Raw genomic sequence first — 19,379 nt, forward strand, 5'->3', positions numbered from 1 at the left:
ATACAAAATATTCGTTACATTAATTTACATTAATCCTTCGTGTTTCAGCAACCAAAGCTTCCTATCAAGCCCACCAGCATAGCCCGTTAACTTTGCATTTGCGCCAATAATTCGGTGGCAAGGCACTATAATACTAATCGGATTTTTACCATTCGCAGCGCCTACTGCCCTCACTGCTTTTGGATTATTGAGTTGGTTTGCAATATAGCCGTATGTTTGCGACTTTCCAAAAGGTACCGTTAATAGTGCTTGCCATACGCTTTGTTGAAATGCTGTACCGTTTGTATCAAGTGGTACATCAAAAGTAGTGCGTTTTTTTGCAAAGTACTCATTTAACTGCGCAGCACAAATAAGCACCGCCTTGTTAGCGACTTGCTCAAATGGCGTATGAGGGTGCTCAACTGGAGGATAAAACCCAACGTAACTCACTCCTTTATCTGTCGCTTGAATAATTATGTCGTCTATAGGGCTCGAAATTGATGTTTGAATGATCATTATAATTGCTGCCAAAGTTGAAAAGTTAAGTAAGAGCGAAAAGGAGCGCTGTTAGCAGGTACGAAAGGGTTTGCCGCCGCTTGAGCTTTTTTAACACCTAAGTCGCCATCAAGTAATATATCGAGCTGGCTTTGCCCTCGCAACTTTGCATAATTTACCGTCCAAGGACCAATTCCCTTTAAATTAAGCCATTCGTCTAAATCGTCATTTTCAGGATTTAGTGCACAAAACTGGGCTAAGTTGTGTAGCGCATTTTTGCGTGCTTGTGGCATTTTAAAAAATGCAAAATCACTATTAGCAACAATTTTAGCTGTAGGAAAATAAACGGCATCGCCCTCTTTTTCGCCTAATTCGTCAACTAACTTTGTTACTAAATTATGCGCCGCAGTAACACTCACTTGTTGTCCGAGTACCGCCCTTATACCGGCTTCAAAACTTGACCAAATCCCTGGAAGCCTGAGCCCTTCACACACTGTAAACGCATTGTTTATATTGGCGCTTAAATGCGTTTCAATTAAATTAATATCGGCATCTAAATCAAGCACACGGCGTATATTATTTATAACAGGTTGTAAGTACACCGTATTGTCTATATTGATAGATACACTAAAGTGGTTTTTACTCGCTATAAATTCAGCGGTAAAGCTTCCTTTATATTCCTCACTTGCAAAAGTACGTCCGTAGCTCGTTTGTGTTATCCACTCCATTGGTTTTATCAAGCGCCTTTGTAAAAAACCCTGCAAAGCAGGCCAATTATAAGGCGGCCTAAATGGCAGGGTTAAAGTGAGTGTTGACGTTGGTTTTTTATCGCCACTGCGCAGCTTCGAGGGAGCTATATTTAACTGCTGTAAAAATGCATCATTAAAGCGCCTAATGCTTTTAAAGCCTGCGGAAAACGCTATTTCGGTAAGGGGTAAATGTGTTTCTTGAATCAGCTTCTTAGCAAAGTGACATTGGTTAAATAATCGATATTGCGTAATCGACACGCCAAAATACTGCTTAAACAACTGTCTTAAATAACGACTACTTACACCTAAACGAGCTGCTAATTTTTCGCAGTCGTGCTCGTCATTTTGATCTATTAACTGTTTTGCTCTAAGTGCAGTCGTTTTTGTACCCTGCCATGCTGCGCTGCCAGGGGCACTATCGGGTCTGCATCGTATACAGGGTCTAAAACCATCTTGCGCCGCGTTATGGGCAAACTGATAATAAGCAACGTTTTTTTCGTGAGCCGTTGGTGCAGGGCAAATAGGTCTGCAATAAATACCGGTACTTTTTACCGCAACATAAAAAAGCCCGTCAAAACGAGGATCGCGACTCTGACGTGCTTTTTGCCAATGTGAAGTGTCCATAAACGGCTCTATAAATTAAACCTTATAGAGCCTAGCTTATACAAAAAAAACTGTATTACTAGCCATATTCGGCACTCAACCAATAGCCAATAAATAACGCCTTTGTACTTCTTGCCAATTAATTACATTGTAAAATGCAGCAATATATTCAGGGCGTTTGTTTTGATACTTCAAATAGTAGGCATGCTCCCATACATCAAGTCCCAAAATAGGGATATTTCCCTGCATTAAAGGGCAATCTTGATTAGCACTATTTTCTACAATCAACTTTTCATCCGGCGTTACACATAACCACGCCCAACCACTACCAAATTGGCTAATTGCCGCGGCTGTAAATTGGTCTTTAAATTTATCAAAACTGCCTAGTTGCTCATTTATAACCTGAGCCACAATACCTTCAGGTTCACCTCCTCCTTGTGGGCTCATTACTTGCCAAAATAAGCTGTGATTAAAATGCCCTCCTACATGCTCTTGTACTGCTTTTTGCAAATTACTAGGCAGGCTGTTTATTCCCTTAAGTAATTTTTCAGCATTTGCGGTTGCATATACAGTATCTGCTAAAGCAGCATTGGCTTTATTGATATACGTTTGATGATGCAATGTGTGGTGAATATGCATAGTTTTGCTGTCTAAATGAGGCTCAAGCGCATTATATTCATAATCAAGTGCTGGCAATGTAAACGCCATAAATTACTCCTTTATTTTAATGTAGCAGGCTGTTTGTTGAGTCTTTAGAGCATAAGCAAAAATTCACTTGCTCTATTAGCTCAGGTAAAAAATGATAACGTCTTGCAAATGATACAAGTTCAGAGGAAGTTTTAATGTAATGATGCTTACTCACTTTTTGTATATCGTAATGAGTATGCTTAATTAATGAAGAGAGTGTTAAGTGTACTTCGCATAGCCATTTGCATGCATTTTCAGGCTGTTGCATAGCTATATAAGTATCAGCTAAATTATGTGACGCAACAACAAGTGCGGGTATACAGTGCTCAATAGCATGAATGACAGTGTTATTAATCTGAGCATATAAAAATTGCTGAAGAAGATGATCTGCAAGTGTTTTAGCTAATAAGTATTTATCGCGGGCTTCGAGAAGTGCACCTTGTTCAAATGCATAATTACCTTGCATTATATTCGACTGCCAAGGGCTTAATGCTTGATCAAGATAAAGTAAATCTGAGTGGGGTTGTTTTTGACTTGAGATCATATAATCATCTGCACGTTTATTTATGAGTGTGTATTTAACTTACACACCCACAAAACTAAATGCAAATGATTTTCATTAACTATTTAGCGAAGTCTAATAATTCCTGCCCTGTTAAGCGATATATAATCCATTCGTTTTGCGGCTTTGCACCAATGTTATTGTAAAAATCGATAGCGGGTTTATTCCAGTCAAGCACTACCCATTCAAAACGCCCACAGTTATTACTGATCGCCTTATTAGCTAAGTGTTTCATAATGGCTTTACCTGCGCCATTGCCACGGCTATCTGGGCTTACGTATAAATCTTCAAGGTATAGGCCATTTTTACCTAACCAGGTAGAGTAATTATAAAAATATACCGCAAAACCAATTGCCTCATCACCTTCTAAACAAATTATGCTGTGCGCAGTTGCACCTTCACTAAACAGAGTATCTAAAATTGCCTGCTCGTCTGTTTTTACTGCATCAGGTTCTTTTTCATATATGGCAAGTTCGGTAATAAAGTGCAAAATTGTTTTTGCGTCACTTGGTTTTGCATCACGTATTATAACGGGTTGGCTCATTGTATTTTTACCTTAAATATACTGCTCTAATTTATCTTTTAAAATATCTAATTGAATAGGTTTACTCAAGTAGTCATCCATTCCAGCTGTTATACAACGCTCTTTATCTGAGTTCATTGCATTTGCGGTGATAGCGATTATTTTAATGTTTTTATGCTGTATGCCCGCCACGCCTTTACGAATAGCAGCGGTTGCAGCAAAACCATCCATAACAGGCATTTGGCAATCCATAAGTACAAGCTTAAAATATCCTGAATCATGCGCTTCTAATATATCAATCGCTAATTGGCCATTCCCAGCAATAGTAACGTCACAATTAAGCTTTTTGAGCATTAATTTAGCCACCTGTTGGTTAATTGGATTATCTTCCACCAGTAGTATTTGGGAAGACTCCTGCATTTTTTCTTTTTTAAGTGACGAAATATAGCCTGACGTAACAAGTGGGAGCGCCTCGCCTGCATCATTACTCGTTATAACCGACAGTGCAGAAATTAAATCGGCAGTGGTTACTGGTTTAGGAAAATATGCCTGAAAGCCAGCATCAGAATAACGCTGCGCGCCTTCCATACCTGCAATACTAGTCATCATTACAAGTGGCATTGATTTATAATGTTCATGTGCTTTTAGTGCTTTACACAGCTCTATGCCATCCATTCCTGGCATTTGCATATCAAGCACTGCAATATCATACATGCAATTTTTATCTTTATATTGCTGCGCGCACATATCAAGTGCTTCGCGTGCATCACATGCGAGTGCAACCTTAGCGCCCCAATGTTCAAGCTGTTGTGAAATTACAATTCGATTTGTCTCATTATCGTCAACAACTAAAACTGTTAGCTCTTCCATATTAATATTAGGAATATAACGCTCTTTTTGATCTCCCGGAGTTAGCATTATAGTGGCGGTAAAGGTACTCCCTTTACCTGCTTCACTTGTAAGAGAAATTGCTCCTCCCATTAACTCACAAAGCTGCTTACAAATAGCCAGCCCTAAGCCACTGCCCCCGTATTCACGCGTTGTTGATGCATCTACCTGAGAAAAAGGGGTAAATAACTGCTGTTGCTTTTCTTCACTTATTCCTATGCCTGAATCTTTTATACTTGCAACAAATTCTAAACCTTGAGCCACTTTATTAATTTTGGCGCTTACCACAACCTCGCCCTTACTCGTAAACTTAACGGCGTTACTCAGCAAATTAGTAAGTACTTGTCGAATCCGCCCAGGATCTCCGCATAACTGCGAAGGCTCTAGCGCTACCAAATCTAAAATTATTTCTATACCTTTTTCTTGAGCAGTCAATGCTTGTGCGGCAGCAACTTCGCCAATTAAATCACGTCCATTAAAGTTAATCTCTTCAAGTTCAATTTTACCCGCTTCGGCTTTAGAGAAATCTAAAATATCGTTAATTACACCCAATAAAGAGTGCGCACTTGTTTTGGCTATACCTACTTTTGTTTCTATTGGTTTAGGGAGTGACTCTAATTGAACAAGTTCTAGCATACCGAGTACACCATTCATTGGCGTTCTTATTTCATGGCTCATGGTTGCTAAAAATTGGCTCTTCGCAATGGCTGCATCTTCTGCTTTTACAAGGGCTACTTTTAACTCCTCACTGATTACTTTTCGTTGCTGAGAAATTAAAGTACTTCCCACTAAAGTAGCCAATGATCGAAGATACGTTTCTTCACTTTGCGTCCAATTGTGATGTTCGCCTACCGTTTCAGCGCACAAAATACCTAAATTACCATCACCAGTTGCTATTACTGCATCAAGCATCGATTTAATATTTAATGGCTTTGTATACGCTTCTATAAAATCAACAGTTGCTGGGTGCGTATAAACATCATCAATGGCTACTAAGTTTTGCTTATAAATGGCGCTATAATATGCAGGGTAGTCTTTAGCAGTTAAAACAGCATCTGTATCTACAAACCCTTGTCCATCTATGTATAAACTATGACATGTCATTACATCTCGTTGATCGTTAAAAATCCATACCGACGCACGTGCAACATTTAGCACTTCGCACATAGATTTAACGGCTAGCTTTTTAACTTGCTCTACATCACTATTTTGCACTTCAGGTGCGACTGTAAGCGCGGCTAAATTTTTGTTATAGCGGTTTGCTTTTTCGCTTTCGAGTTCAAGGCGCTTATGTGCATCAATACTTTGAAATGAGCCAAAAACACGTACGCATTTACCATCTTTAAGCTCTGCTTGGCCCATTGATTTAACCCAACGCTCTTGCCCCGAATAGGTCAAAATAATAAGCTCTACACTCCAGCTTTCACCTAAAGTCACAGCGCATTCAAATAAGGTACTTATAGTGTCTCGGTGTATTCCTGGTTTATAAAAATCAATAGCAGTATCTATCCTCGGCTCAAATCCCTCTGGTACTTCGTGGATAACCTTAACTTCATCAGACCAATAAAGAGTATGCGCATCTAGGTCCATCTCCCATGCACCAATCTGGCCTTGCTTACTCATTGATTCAAGCAGGCTTTGCTGACGGCTTATTTTTAATTGTGTATTGTAACGTTCTGTAATATCTAAAATAAATCCATCTAAATACAATATATTGCCATCATCTGCGTAAATCGCTTGGCCTTTTTCGTTTACCCAATGCAAAGAGCCATCGCGGGCTTTAATTCTATACTCAACAGACCATGACTGCTTAGCGCTAACACAACGGACAATTTCATCTTTTATTTTTTGAGAATCGTCTTCACATATTAAATCAAAGAAGCAAAGGTCTTCATTGTGTATCAACTCATCGGGTGAATAACCGGTTATTTCACTCGCTTGCTCGCTCATGTAAAGCATGCTTAATTTGTCATCAAACTTACACCTATAAATAATGCCAGGGATATTTGATACCAAAGATGCAAATCTGTCTCGGCTTCCTTGTAGCTCAAGCTCTGTAGATTTTCGATCTGATATATCTAAATGCGTACCGATCATGCGTTTTGGAGAACCATCGGTATTCCACTCAACTATTTTTGCAGTATCGAGAACCCAGATCCAATGCCCATTTTTATGTTTCATGCGGGCTTCACTAACATAATAGTCAGTCTCGCCGGAAAAATACGCTTGAAGTTTTTTCTCCGACATAGCTAAATCATCAGGGTGAGCGTAGGTATACCAAGTATCTATAGTACAAGGTTCAATATCACTGAGCTTGTAACCTATAATCTCGGCCCAGCGGTTATTAAATGTCACATTTTTAGTATCAATGTACCAATCCCAAATACCCACTGCTGTTGAGTCAATCACTAGTTGTAGCTGTGTTTTGTGCTGTTCAAGCTCTAGCTCTTGTAACTTAAGCGCTGTAATGTCGGTACGAATAGCAATATAGTTTTGTGGTATACCGTTTTCATCTAAAAATGGTGCAATGGTGGTATCTACCCAATAAAAACCACCATTTTTAGCTTTATTACAGATTTGCCCGTTCCATACATCACCGCGTTTAAGCGTTTTGTACATATTTTTAAAGAATTTTTTTTCGTGTTTACCTGAATTTAATAAGCGATGATTTTCGCCTATTAATTCATGTTCGTCGAAACCACTGATCTCACAAAACTTCTTATTTACAAAAGTAATAGTGCCATGTAAGTCAGTTACCGCAACAATGGCATGTTCATCTAATGCACTTTTTTGTTCTGCTAATTGTTTTAATGCAATTTGAAGTGCCGAACGTTGTTTTTGTAATATACTTTGTTGTTCTTCTTTTACGGCTACTAACTTACGTAAGCCCAATGAAAGCTGATTAAATTCAATGCTATCGTTTATTATTGGAACTTTAACTAAATCGCCTTTTGTAATATTTTCGACAATTTTAGCTAAGTTAATTAAAGGCTGAGACAGCCGGCGACCAAACCACCACGACAACGTTAATATCAGCAGTAAGGCACCTGAATTAGTTAATACAGCGAGCTGCTTATAATAATTAGCACCTTGTAGTGCAACTTCTTTTGGTTTTGATACAAGTAGCTGCCAGCCAGACTCATTTAAAAACTCTAATGAATTAATATACCCATATAAAGTGACTTCATTTTTATCAATATAAGAAAAAACACGTTGTGTTGGTGAGCCATTTGGAGAGAAAAATGATGGTTGGGTATCGTCTGAAATATTACTTTTTTGAATTTTATTATTGTGCATAACATAAAATGTTATGTCTTTATTAGCAGCGTGTATTTTACTTAGATTATTTAATAAGCCATTTAAATTTATAGCTGCAAGCAATATTGCTTGTAGCTTATTTTCATCATTTAATATCGGTAAGCCAATAATATGATATTCACGCCCTGAGGCAGTCATTGACTGGAATTGGATTTTACCTGTATTTATAATCCCAGAACGTATGTTATTAAAGCGCGGCTCTTTAATAACATTTAAAAAAGGTGATGAAGGTAGTGAATTAACGAGGTTTACATCAATAAGCTCTACATGATTAACAAAATCATACTGCTCAATAAATTGATTAATTAATTTTTGCTTTTTATTGGGGCTGATATCAAATTGTGATCTAAGCAAATATAAATCTTTAACATGGTCTGTAAACCAAATATCAGCAAATTGCTTACCTATATTATTAAGCTCGTTAAGTTCAGTGTCTGCATTTTGTTTAAGCGTGCTATTTACATGTTCAAGACTAAACCACGTAAGTATACAAAGTGGCCCTAAGGCTATAATTATAAAGGTTATAATTAACTTACTTCGAACAGACTGTCCTTTACCTGTTAATTCACCAAAGTTTAAACCTTTGTCCATGCTTAATATCCAGCAACTTATAATCATTTAATATTACTTACATTAATGCACTAAATATATAAAGACGCAAGTTTTGAGCGGTAAACTCCTTAAAAACTGGGTATTTAGCGTTACAATCTTAAATTCACATTTTTTAAAAAATACGCCTTTATTACTAACTTATAATTACACTTGCTTACGCTACAACTTCTGTAGCTGTTTTAAACTCCTCGTGATATAAGCAGTATTTAATCAATGCGTTTGAGGGCATTATGGCGCACGATCACTCACATAGTCATGTAGACGAAAACCAAAGCAATAAACAGCTCACCGTCGCTGTGGTTATTAATGTATTGCTAACCGTAGCCCAAGTTATTGGCGGGATATTTTCGGGCAGCTTGTCACTTATAGCCGATGCCCTTCATAATTTAAGTGATGCTGCCGCTATATTTATAGCCTTGGTTGCACGTAAAGTTGGTAATAAGCCTGCTGACGGCACTCATCATTTTGGCTATAAACGCGCTGAAATACTTGCCACACTTTTTAATAGCAGTACATTAATATTAATTGGCGTGTATTTAATTTTTGAAGCCATTTCGAGCTATTTAAACCCTCAACCAATTAATGGCTGGATAGTTGTGTGGGTGGCAGCAATAGCGTTGGTAATTGATTTAGCAACAGCGTATTTAACCTACCGAGCTGGAGCAAATCACAGTATAAATATAAAAGCGGCCTTTATTCATAACGTATCAGATGCAATGGCATCTATTGTTGTTATTATTGCAGGCACCTTAATTATTTTATACCAATGGTATATTGTTGATTTAATTGCCACTGTGCTTATTTCTGTGTATGTAATTTATCATGGCATTTTACTATTAAAGCAAAGCTGCAAAATTTTAATGCAAGCAGCGCCTAGCAACATTGATACACACGCAATATCACATGCTATTAGCAATGAATTTAATATCGAATCGGTAGTTAGCATTAAGCTTTGGCAACTAGATGATAAAGAAAATTATTGTGAGCTTGTTATTAGCACTCAGCACTTAATTAATTTGCCAACAATAAAAAGCTTTTTACACGACAATTTTAATATCGAAAATTGCATAATAGAAATCCGACCAATCGCAAATTAAAGCCCAATTTAATGTTCTTAATAACAAGCTAAACCAAATACATAACTATTTAATTGAAAACAGCTCGTATTATCATTTACAATATTGCCATTAACTCATAATGAGATACCGTTTTTGAAACTTTGGTTACGTAGAATTCATTTAGGCCTTGCCCTTATTAGCGGACTATTTTTATTAATAGTGAGCTTAACCGGTGCTGTTATGATTTATGCAAAAGATATACAGCACTTAATAGAGCCTGCAAAATGGCAAGTAACACCACAAGAAAATTTAATGCCTTACGATGAACTTATACAAAATGTACGAGCTCAAACTAAGCAAAAAATCACTTTTTTTATGCCCGAACAAGCGCCAAACGCCGCATGGCAATTTAGGTTAGCCAATAAATATTACGCCAGTGTTAATCCCTACTCTGGGAGTGTACTAAACGTCTATGAATCAACAGATACTATTTATGGGTTTGCGATGGGATTGCATCGCTGGCTGTTGTTTGAAAACAGTAAGGGTGAAAAAACCTTTCGAAATTGGATGTCGGTGTGTGCATTGCCACTTTTAATAAATGTATTACTCGGCTTTTATTTATGGGTAAAGCCCAAAAACAGAGTTAAACGTTTAGCTATAAAACCAAAAGCCAAATTTAGAGTGCTCATGTATCAATTACATACAGTGCTTGGTGTTTACTTTTTTATACCCCTTATGCTTATTGCCTTTACTGGTATGGCATTTAACTGGAAAACACAAACTCAATCTGTATTAGAATTTGTAACGTTTAATAAAGTAGAACAAAGACCTGAAGCGCCAAAAATAATAGCCGCTTCTCAAGCTGCGTTAAACTACAATGAAGCAATTAAAAATGCAGAGAACGTATTTCCGGATGGTAAAGTATATAGAATTTACTTACCTAAAAATGATGACGAAGTAATTGCACTGAGAATGCAAAACCCTGGCGAAAGCCACGCTTACAGCTGGGTTTGGACTAACCCATTTACTGGTAAAGTATTAAACTCATTTGACGCCAGTAAAACCAACTTCACAACACAAGCATGGAACTTTAAGTATAAGTTTCACATTGGTGATTTTGCAGGTCCTATTGTGCAGTTTTTATGGTTATTAATAGCCCTTTCACTCGCATTTTTTATTGTAAGCGGTGTATATTTTTGGTTAAAACGCCATAAATGGAAATAAATCTCATTAACACTTGCGTCATTAGTTGATAATAATTACCATTACGTAAATTGTTATCAACTAAGACACCCCATGTTAAAAACTTCGCTTTGCCTTATTGCTGTTGCAATAAGTACTAACACGTTAGCAAATGAAAATAATAAAAATGAATACACTTCTGATCAGTTAGAGCATGTCATTGTATCTGGCAGCCGCATATCAGAGAACATTGACGAAGTACCTGCCTCGATTACCGTTATAAATCAGCAACAAATACAACAGCATTTAAAAGTAAGCTCAGAATTGGGGAGCTTACTCGCGCAAATGGTTCCAGGGCTTGCCCCAGATACAGGCAGTTCAAGTAATTCAGGACAAACACTACGCGGTCGTGCGCCATTAATAATGATTGATGGTGTACCGCAATCAACCCCTCTTCGTAATGGTTCTTTAGGCGTAAAAACGTTAGACGCCAGCGCAATAGCGCGCATTGAAGTCATAAAAGGCGCAACGTCTATTTATGGTAATGGTGCCTCAGGTGGCATTATTAACTACATAACAAAACAGGCTCGCAGTGATGGTAAACCTGAAGGTGAAATAAGTATTTCAAGCCGCTTTAGCGCTGTTAAATTAGCAGAAAGTGGCGGCGGTAGAATAGCGGCTGCAGTAAACGGAAAGCTCGATAAACTAAGCTACCTGTTAACGGCAAGCTATGAAGAAAACGGCGTACAACGCGATGCAGAGGGCGATATTTTAGGCTTGCAATATGGTTTATCAGACTCTGAAACTCAAAACTATTTTACCAAACTAACTTATGATTTTGACGACGAAAAGCAACTGCAGTTTAGCTATAACTTTTACAGCTCACAGCAAAAAACTGATTTAGGCGATGTTACTGGCGATGGCAATATAGGGGAAAAAACATACGCTATACACGTCCCCTTAGAGCTTCAAAAACAAGGTAAACCGCAAGGCCCAGAAGGCAACGAAAATATAACCCTAAAATATGTTGATTACGCGTTGTTTGAAAACACACAAATGACCCTCGATCTGTATAAACAAAATATAGAAAACGTATTCTTTTTCTCAACCGCTTTAGCCAATCTTGATGAAGGTTATAGCGGTGGTCAATCGGTTATTAAATCAGACAAGCAAGGTGCCAGAGCTACATTTAATAGTCAGTTTGATTTTGAAAACGTAACAGCCACCCTAATCTACGGTATTGATGCCTTAAACGATAAAACATCGCAACCTTTAGTAGATGGCCGTGTGTGGGTGCCAGAAATGGACATGGAAAGTGTGGCAGGCTTTTTACAAACAAAATGGGTAATAAACGACGACATTATTGTAAAAGCGGGTGTAAGAAACGAAAGCATTGATTTGAGCGTAAGTGACTACCAAACGCTAAAACTTTGCAAAACCGCATCGCAATGTTCAGTACCATTAAATGTGCGTGGCGACACCATTAATTACGATGCAACAACCTATAATGCCGGTATTAAATATAACTTAACCGATGTCTTTAGCCCGTTTTTTAGTTACTCACAGGGCTCTGATATTTCTGATATAGGTCGCTTACTTCGCGCTGCAACCGTTGACGACATTGCACTTATTCAAACACAAGCCTCAATAATCGACAATTACGAAGTTGGTTTTACCTCACAGTTTGAAAACGTACGTTTTGAATTTGCTCTTTACAGAAGTACCTCAGAGCTTGGTACAAGTAATGAGTATAATGAAGTAACAGGAGTTTACGAACCTGTGCGTGCGCCACAAGAAATATGGGGTTACGAAGGGTTAGTTAATTACACTATTACCCAAGACCTTAAGTTAAGCGCCACATACAGTTACGTAGAAGGTAAAAACACCGAAGCTGATGACTATCTAGGCGCAAGTCAAATTAGCCCACCTAAAGCAACAGCGAATGTAACGTGGCAAACAAATGACGAACTATCTCTTGCAATGAGCTTTTTATATGTAGGCGACAGAAAGCGTTTTGATAAAAATGCGCAAGGCCAATACTCTGGCGATCAGGGCCCTGTTAGTAGCTACAACACATTTAACTTAAGTGGCCAATACAATGTTAACGCTCAATGGAGTGGGTATTTTGGAATAGAAAACCTATTCAATAGTGATTACTACCCTGCCCGCGCACAGGCATACACCTACGGTGGATATAACATTAAAGGATTAGGCACAACCGCAACGCTGGGTGCTAAATATCAATTTTAACAAATAAACGCACGTAATAGGCATGCCCTGCATGCCTATATGCTCAACAAATCCCACATAAATAAACATCTCACTTTTTATCTAGGGCGTGTATTAGATGCTAATGCAAATAAAAAACTGTCCATAAACCAAGCAGTAACGCAAACTTAAATAAGAATCAAAACCAATAGTAACGCAATGATTTTTATAGAGAAAACTTGCAATATAGGTTATTTGTACTACACTGCATACAATTGAAATAGTTAAGGCGATTTATCATGAAAGGTAATCAAAAAGTAATCGATGCGTTTAATACATTGTTAGCTAACGAATTAGCAGCAATCGATCAGTATTTTATACACTCGCGCATGTATGACGACTGGGGTTTAAACAAACTATACGAGCGCCTTAACCACGAAATGGAAGAAGAAAAAGATCACGCAGACTGGCTTATTAAGCGCATCTTGTTTTTAGAAGGTGTACCAAATATGACTAAGCGCCGTGATTTACTTATCGGTAACGATGTAAAAAGCATGATGCAAAACGATTTAACACTAGAGCTTGAAGTAGTTGCGTGTGTTAAAGACGTCATCGCAATATGTGAAGAACAACAAGATTATCAATCTCGTAGCATTTTAGAAAAACTGTTATTTGATACCGAAGAAGACCATGTTTACTGGTTAGAGCAACAACTTGGCTTAATTGATAAGATTGGTTCTGAAAATTATCATCAAGCACAAATGGCTTAGTAGGAGCATATTATGAAAGGCGATAAAGACGTTATTGCAGCGCTTAATAAAGTACTCGCTAATGAGCTTGTTGGTATTAACCAATACTTTTTACATGCACGCATGTTTAAAGATTTTGGTTTCACTCAACTAGACAAAGCAGATTACAAAGTATCAATTCAAAAAATGAAAAACGCCGATCGTTTAATCGAACGTATTTTGTTTTTAGAAGGCTTACCAAATCTTCAAGACTTAGGCCGATTACGTATTGGTGAAAACAGCGAAGAAATGATTGCAGCTAATATGGGTTTTGAACTCGATACTATTGATGAGTTACGTAGCGCAGTTAAACTGGCTGAAAACAAAAAAGATTATATTACCCGTGAAGCTCTTGATCACATTTTAAATGAACAAGAAGAGCAAATTGATTGGTTAGAAACCCAACAATTACTTATTAAAAATACGGGTATTAAAAACTACTTGCAGTCTCAACTGTAAATAGTAACAAGCATAAAAAAAGCAGCTAAAAAGCTGCTTTTTTTATATCTAAGTTTTTATATGTAATTAAGCAACTTGATCCGTTACATCAGCAATCTGAATAAGTCTGCGATTAAGGATCTTTTTAGTACAACCACAACACTTACCGCATTGGCTGCCTACTTTAAGCTCTTTAGTTAATTCACGCATGGTCGTTGCACCATCGTCAATTGTTTGCTCAATTTTTTTATCAGTCACACCGTGACATAGACAAATATACATGAATACAAACCACTCTCAATTTCATTTAGTGCGTACATACTAATCTAAACGAAAATGGTTATCAATTGTTATTTAGCTAATATGTATTATTTAAAATTTTTTTTGGCCAGTGCCACTTAAATTGAGAATTCGCGGCAGCTTGAGAATAGTTTGAATTTTAAGCAAGGTGTGGCACTCAGATTGAGATTTATTAATTAAAGTTCACCTTAAATCTAAGTAAGGTTAGGTTTAGGCAAATATTTGAATGGTTGAAAATTAATTACATTAAGGCTTTAAAAACCTTAATGTATAAATACGGAATTTATGGGTAGGTGATTTCCGGTTTGTGCCAGTGTAGGTCGGATAAGCGAAGCGCCATCCGACACAGTAAGATACCTTGCCAATTATTATCAACATTTTATGTTGTCGAGTGGCTGGAGATGGATGGTCGCAACCTTAGACACTTATTAGCAGTATATTAGTCAGTGTTAGTAAATTTTGCATAATTAGTAGTGATTTTCGTTCCTTTTTCAGTTCTTGTTATTATTGCTTTTTCAATAAAAACAACTGAGTTACCCAAATAGATCTTTACACTACCACTGGCTATTTCCGGTGTAGCTGTTTCCCACTTTGAATCAACTAACACTTCATAAGTAAGAGTTTTTGGCAAGAAAATCTCTACATTGTTACTGTAAACTCGATAATCATTATTTTTAGATGTTGTAACTTTATCTGAGTTTATCTTAATATCTGATGCCATTGTAGATGGCACTAGAAATAAAACACTACTGAAAATGGCTGCAATCATTGAAGATAACACTGCTATTTTGGATTTAGAGTGATTTTTCTTTAATGGGATTTCAGGCTGGAATAACTTAGTAACATCTAGCTCAAAACAGGAAGCTAATGCTTTAACAGTTTCCAATGAACCTGAACCATTATTTTCTACTCTTTGAATGGTTCTTAAACTTACAGCACTAACATCAGCTAAATGTTGCTGACTCCAAGCTCTGACTTTACGTTCTTCTATAATTTTTTTAGCGTTTAGTTTCATTTCCATTTGTATTTCTCACATGAATATATTGAAGCTATATCCTGTTCAAAAACTCCTTTTTTGTATACGACACATTTGCGTCACCTTAACGACAGGTCAATGCCATACTGCTAACAGCTTTATCAAAGGACACTTTCCCTATCTTAGAGCGAAAACGTCCTTATTTCATGAGCTTCTATTATTATCAAATAGTGTAAATTATTACCAGCTATAAATATTATGCTTACTGTAGTTTATTTACACATATGAAAAAGGAGATAGTTTCCTTTTATTCTTACTAAGTTAATGACAACTCACCTGAGTGACGGCTTATCGCTCTTTCCTGACTATCAACTAATTGCCAAAAGCTAACTTTATTACTCCCGAATAAATTAACTATATTCGATTCTTAATATTTACCACGCAAAAGTTTTGTGGAATAATGCCCGCCTCTTAGGGGAGTAGCCCGCTCAGTAATGAGTAAACTTATCAACATAATTGCACCTCATGTGCATGGTAAGTTTGTAATGTTGTAGCAAGCGTTATCGGCGAGACCTAGGTAGACACTATCCTCATGGCGGGAGATAGTTGTTTGCCTTGGTTTAGTATTCCCGCCTGTAAGAATCAATAATGGAAGTTTTTTTAACCTCAACCGTCACTGTCACACTTGCCGAAATAGGCGATAAAACCCAGCTTTTATCGCTCCTGTTAGCCGCCCGTTTTCGTAATAAAGGCGCGCTTATTCTTGGTATTTTAGCCGCAACTTTACTCAATCATGGTTTATCAGCATGGTTTGGGCAGTGGTTAACTAATAGTTTTTCTTCTGAATACTTACCTTGGCTTGTAAACATCAGTTTTATTGTCGTTGGCCTTTGGCTATTAATTCCAGACAAAGACGAAACTGTAAGTAGTAAATATGATAGCTACGGGGCTTTTTTAGTCGCTTTTGTATTATTTTTTATTGCAGAAATTGGTGATAAAACACAAATAGCCACCGTACTATTAGGCGCACAATATCAGTCTGTGTTTTGGGTAACAGTAGGAACCACGTTAGGTATGCTAATTGCTAACGTGCCTGTTATATACGCCGGAAATGCATTGCTAAAAAGAATATCACTAAACACTGTACGTGCTATTGCTGCTTGTGTGTTTGTCTCATTAGGTATTTATGGCTTAGTTACAATTTAATCAATATTAAAGCTCGCAACTATTGATTAAAGTGCGAGCTTTAGTTTATCGATACGTTATTTATGCATTATTTACACAGTAACATCCCTTGGTTTGTGTAATTAAGAGATTTGAGTTAAAACCAGCAGCTAAATTAGTGACCACAGTTTCAACAAAACCACTTCCTTGGGCGCAAGCTAGACCTTCGGAGAGCGGCCCTGCATAAACAAATTCACCCGCTTTGTTAATAATAACAGCAGCAGGAGTAGCTGGAATAACGTGTTTAAGAATTGGTGTTAATTCAACTTGCACAATCTTCATGCCTTTATTTGTAGCAAAAGAATTTAACGATGAAATATGTGGTTTAGCTTGTATAGTACACCCACAGTTTTTTTCTGTTATAATCACTAAAGACGGCTCACCAGTATCAACCCAATCTAATTGCTTTTTAAAATTACTAAACCAATGTTTTTGCAATAAAATTTTTGAGCTATCAAACGGTTTAAGCTGCTCTAATTGAAAATAAACTAACCCTGCAACAACACAAATAAGCCATGTAGCTATAAGCGAAAATACGAAAGTGTTAGATTTATTTAAACTTGGCAATGCTTTGCTCTAACAAATCAATACTTACGTCTATTAACTGCACCTTAGCAGTTAACTGCTGCACTATTTGCGTATCTTGGTACTGATTTTGGCGCATAGTATCAGTACTGCTTGCTATTAATTCAGTATTACCTGCCTGCTCAGCTACAACTTGTGCAACTGAATCAGAGCTTGAAGATACTGCAGCTATTTGCTCGCTCATTGCTGAAATATTCTCTTTCATCGCAGCACTAATACTTGTTAAATCCACTACAAAACTTACACACTGACTCATTGATTGCGTTGACGTTTTACTATTATTAACGAGATCTTTTAATGTTAAACTAATTTTATCTGTTGTTGCTTTACTATGATTAGCCAAAGATCTCACCTCATCAGCAACAACAGCAAAACCTCGACCATGCTCGCCTGCACGGGCAGCTTCAATAGCAGCATTTAAAGCAAGTAAGTTAGTTTGCTCGGCAATACCTGATATCTCATTAAGAAGACCTGAAATAACATCACCCGCAGCCACTAAGTGGTTAATTTTTTCTTCGGTATGGTTAAGTAGTGTTAGCAGCTCTCTACTTTTAGCGTCTGTTTGAAGTACTTCTTTTAATGCATCGCTCGCAGCTTGTGTAATATGGTCTACTTGACGCTTAAGCACCTCACTTTCTTCTTCTACAAGTTTAAAACCATTAGCAACTTGAGCGCCAGAATTAGCAATATCATCAGTTTGTTGTGTACGCTGTACTGCGCCACCCGCCAACTGATCATGAACATGAATAAGCTCTTGTGAGTTTTTTTGCAGTGATTCTGATTGAGTTTGTACCTGTTTAATAACATCAGATAAGTAATCTAGTAACGTGTTAAACCCTGCTACAGCCTCACTTTTAGTGTCATCAGCGCGTAGAGAGAGTTTAATGTTTTCGGGGTCTTTCATTATTTGCTCTGTCGCATAACTTAAAGATAAACCCGCACGACGTTCGCGTTGCAACGTTATAGCGATGTAGCCTGCAACTAGCACCTCAACTATTGCGTATCCAGCATGAATAAGCACCGTAGTAAAAGCAAGCCTATCAGGGTCAAATACGTAAAACCCTGTATTTTGAGTTTGTAAATAATAAAAAGATAAATGATGAACAGCTACAAATACAATTGTAGTAATAAACACTCGCCACTGTACAAAAACAATTAACATGGGCATTAAAATAAATATTTCAAAATGGACTTCAATCAACCCAAAAGTTTGTTGAATGTGCAAAAAAGAAAACATCATTATGGCGGCAGCTACCACATGCGGGGTAACAGGACTGTCCCCTTGTGTGTTTAAAAGCCATATAGGTAATAAACACAATGGCAAACCTATCATAAAGGCCTGCGCTAATGTGTCGAAATACAAGCCAATAGCGATAGATTCGACAAACAAAAGACTAAAAATAATTGTAAATAACCGGCCAATACTAGACATAAGAACCTTAAAATTGTTGTTTGCATTGTTGTTTTATAAAGCAGTTTGCAATATACGTATCAAAACGAGTTTCAGTTTACTGAACACAATAATAAACTACCGACACATTAAAAAATAATACATTTAATTTACATTACATACATGCGGTCTACTTAATTATAGGCAGTATTTTTTTAAACGTAGGTGTTGCTGCTTTTTTTGTCCATTGAAAAATAACTATTTCAGCGCATGAAATTACCGAACCAGCTTGGCGTAGCTGTTCAATCGCCAAATTTTTATGTTGCGGATTTCTCGAGCCAACTCCGTCGTGTACGATAATAACTTCAAAACCATTTTCTATTAAATCTAAGCATGTTTGTAAAACACACACATGTGCTTCAGTGCCAACAACAACAACTTGCTTTTTACCATAGCTTTTTAACTTATCAACAAAGCCAGGCTCTGCACACGCACTAAAGTACGTTTTATGAAAATACGTAGCATTAGGTAACGTATTTTTAATTTGCTGATTAGTCTCGCCCAACCCTTTGACATATTGCTCGGTTATTAAGGCCGGGACGCCGTGAATAATACCGGCCTGCACTAACTGCAATGTACTTTTTAAAATATTCGGAAAGTCTTTAATTGCAGGAGCAAGCAACGCTTGTAAGTCTATTATTAATAACACGCTGTTTTTTGCATCAATATTAGATAAAACCACTATACTCTCCTTATGAACATTAGCTGTTATCTATATAGATTAGCTCACTATTTGAAAATAGAGCTTTTAACT

Annotated in this window: 17 protein-coding genes; 6 read left to right on the forward strand and 11 right to left on the reverse strand. The window is 37.2% G+C overall.

Annotated features, from left to right (window positions below):
- Positions 1-24: 24 nt before the first annotated feature.
- From I6E85_RS00500 to I6E85_RS00525, 6 genes are all read right to left on the reverse strand, one after another.
- A complete protein-coding gene (locus tag I6E85_RS00500; protein ID WP_024591856.1) occupies positions 25-495 on the reverse strand; it encodes a methylated-DNA--[protein]-cysteine S-methyltransferase in 471 nt (156 codons plus the stop codon).
- Positions 495-1,847 (reverse strand): AlkA N-terminal domain-containing protein, encoded by a 1,353-nt coding sequence (locus I6E85_RS00505; RefSeq protein ID WP_197236450.1) that lies wholly within the window; start codon positions 1,845-1,847, stop codon positions 495-497. Before I6E85_RS00505 ends, I6E85_RS00500 begins: the two co-directional genes overlap by 1 nt.
- Before the next feature lie 75 nt (positions 1,848-1,922).
- Positions 1,923-2,534 carry a superoxide dismutase gene (locus tag I6E85_RS00510; protein WP_024591858.1) on the reverse strand — a complete coding sequence of 204 codons (612 nt, stop codon included), beginning with the start codon at positions 2,532-2,534 and terminating at the stop codon, positions 1,923-1,925.
- A 16-nt stretch (positions 2,535-2,550) separates the two neighbouring features.
- Positions 2,551-3,057 (reverse strand): hypothetical protein, encoded by a 507-nt coding sequence (locus I6E85_RS00515; RefSeq protein ID WP_007582333.1) that lies wholly within the window; start codon positions 3,055-3,057, stop codon positions 2,551-2,553.
- 79 nt (positions 3,058-3,136) lie between these two features.
- Positions 3,137-3,619 carry a GNAT family N-acetyltransferase gene (locus I6E85_RS00520; protein ID WP_024591859.1) on the reverse strand — a complete coding sequence of 161 codons (483 nt, stop codon included), beginning with the start codon at positions 3,617-3,619 and terminating at the stop codon, positions 3,137-3,139.
- Positions 3,620-3,631: 12 nt separating this feature from the next.
- The gene (locus I6E85_RS00525) at positions 3,632-8,395 is read right to left on the reverse strand and encodes a PAS domain-containing protein (RefSeq protein WP_197236451.1); all 4,764 of its coding nucleotides are present in this window, start codon (positions 8,393-8,395) and stop codon (positions 3,632-3,634) included.
- Positions 8,396-8,646: 251 nt separating this feature from the next.
- On the opposite strand from I6E85_RS00525, the gene I6E85_RS00530 reads away from it, so the two are divergent.
- The 5 genes from I6E85_RS00530 (at position 8,647) to bfr (I6E85_RS00550) (ending at position 14,111) form a co-directional block, all read left to right on the forward strand.
- On the forward strand, positions 8,647-9,513 hold the full coding sequence (locus I6E85_RS00530; protein ID WP_024591861.1) for a cation diffusion facilitator family transporter: 867 nt from the start codon (positions 8,647-8,649) through the stop codon (positions 9,511-9,513).
- A gap of 114 nt (positions 9,514-9,627) precedes the next feature.
- A complete protein-coding gene (locus tag I6E85_RS00535; protein WP_024591862.1) occupies positions 9,628-10,698 on the forward strand; it encodes a PepSY domain-containing protein in 1,071 nt (356 codons plus the stop codon).
- Between the two features lie 72 nt (positions 10,699-10,770).
- Complete coding sequence (locus I6E85_RS00540; RefSeq protein ID WP_024591863.1) at positions 10,771-12,906, forward strand: TonB-dependent receptor; 2,136 nt, start codon at positions 10,771-10,773, stop codon at positions 12,904-12,906.
- A gap of 257 nt (positions 12,907-13,163) precedes the next feature.
- Positions 13,164-13,634 (forward strand): bacterioferritin, encoded by a 471-nt coding sequence (gene bfr / locus I6E85_RS00545; protein WP_002958985.1) that lies wholly within the window; start codon positions 13,164-13,166, stop codon positions 13,632-13,634.
- A 12-nt stretch (positions 13,635-13,646) separates the two neighbouring features.
- Positions 13,647-14,111: a bacterioferritin gene (bfr, locus tag I6E85_RS00550; protein ID WP_010554007.1), complete on the forward strand. Its 465-nt coding sequence runs from the start codon at positions 13,647-13,649 to the stop codon at positions 14,109-14,111.
- A 66-nt stretch (positions 14,112-14,177) separates the two neighbouring features.
- Here the strand turns inward: bfr (I6E85_RS00550) and I6E85_RS00555 are convergent, their stop codons facing one another.
- Complete coding sequence (locus I6E85_RS00555) at positions 14,178-14,372, reverse strand: (2Fe-2S)-binding protein (RefSeq protein ID WP_002960627.1); 195 nt, start codon at positions 14,370-14,372, stop codon at positions 14,178-14,180.
- 457 nt (positions 14,373-14,829) lie between these two features.
- Positions 14,830-15,411: a helix-turn-helix transcriptional regulator gene (locus tag I6E85_RS00560; RefSeq protein WP_024591864.1), complete on the reverse strand. Its 582-nt coding sequence runs from the start codon at positions 15,409-15,411 to the stop codon at positions 14,830-14,832.
- A gap of 603 nt (positions 15,412-16,014) precedes the next feature.
- On the opposite strand from I6E85_RS00560, the gene I6E85_RS00565 reads away from it, so the two are divergent.
- Positions 16,015-16,572 (forward strand): TMEM165/GDT1 family protein, encoded by a 558-nt coding sequence (locus I6E85_RS00565; protein ID WP_024591865.1) that lies wholly within the window; start codon positions 16,015-16,017, stop codon positions 16,570-16,572.
- Positions 16,573-16,632: 60 nt separating this feature from the next.
- Here the strand turns inward: I6E85_RS00565 and I6E85_RS00570 are convergent, their stop codons facing one another.
- The 3 genes from I6E85_RS00570 to I6E85_RS00580 all read right to left on the reverse strand — a co-directional run bounded on the left by I6E85_RS00570 (position 16,633) and on the right by I6E85_RS00580 (position 19,307).
- Entirely contained in the window at positions 16,633-17,157 is a 525-nt protein-coding gene (locus I6E85_RS00570) for a DUF6436 domain-containing protein (RefSeq protein ID WP_024591866.1), read from the reverse strand.
- Positions 17,141-18,607 (reverse strand): methyl-accepting chemotaxis protein, encoded by a 1,467-nt coding sequence (locus I6E85_RS00575; protein WP_024591867.1) that lies wholly within the window; start codon positions 18,605-18,607, stop codon positions 17,141-17,143. Before I6E85_RS00575 ends, I6E85_RS00570 begins: the two co-directional genes overlap by 17 nt.
- Before the next feature lie 148 nt (positions 18,608-18,755).
- Positions 18,756-19,307, reverse strand: a complete 552-nt coding sequence (locus tag I6E85_RS00580; protein WP_024591868.1) for an isochorismatase family protein — start codon at positions 19,305-19,307, stop codon at positions 18,756-18,758.
- Positions 19,308-19,379 lie beyond the last annotated feature (72 nt).

Origin of the sequence: Pseudoalteromonas sp. NZS71 (assembly GCF_015864715.1) — a bacterium.
In the GTDB taxonomy this organism is placed as follows: domain Bacteria; phylum Pseudomonadota; class Gammaproteobacteria; order Enterobacterales; family Alteromonadaceae; genus Pseudoalteromonas; species Pseudoalteromonas arctica.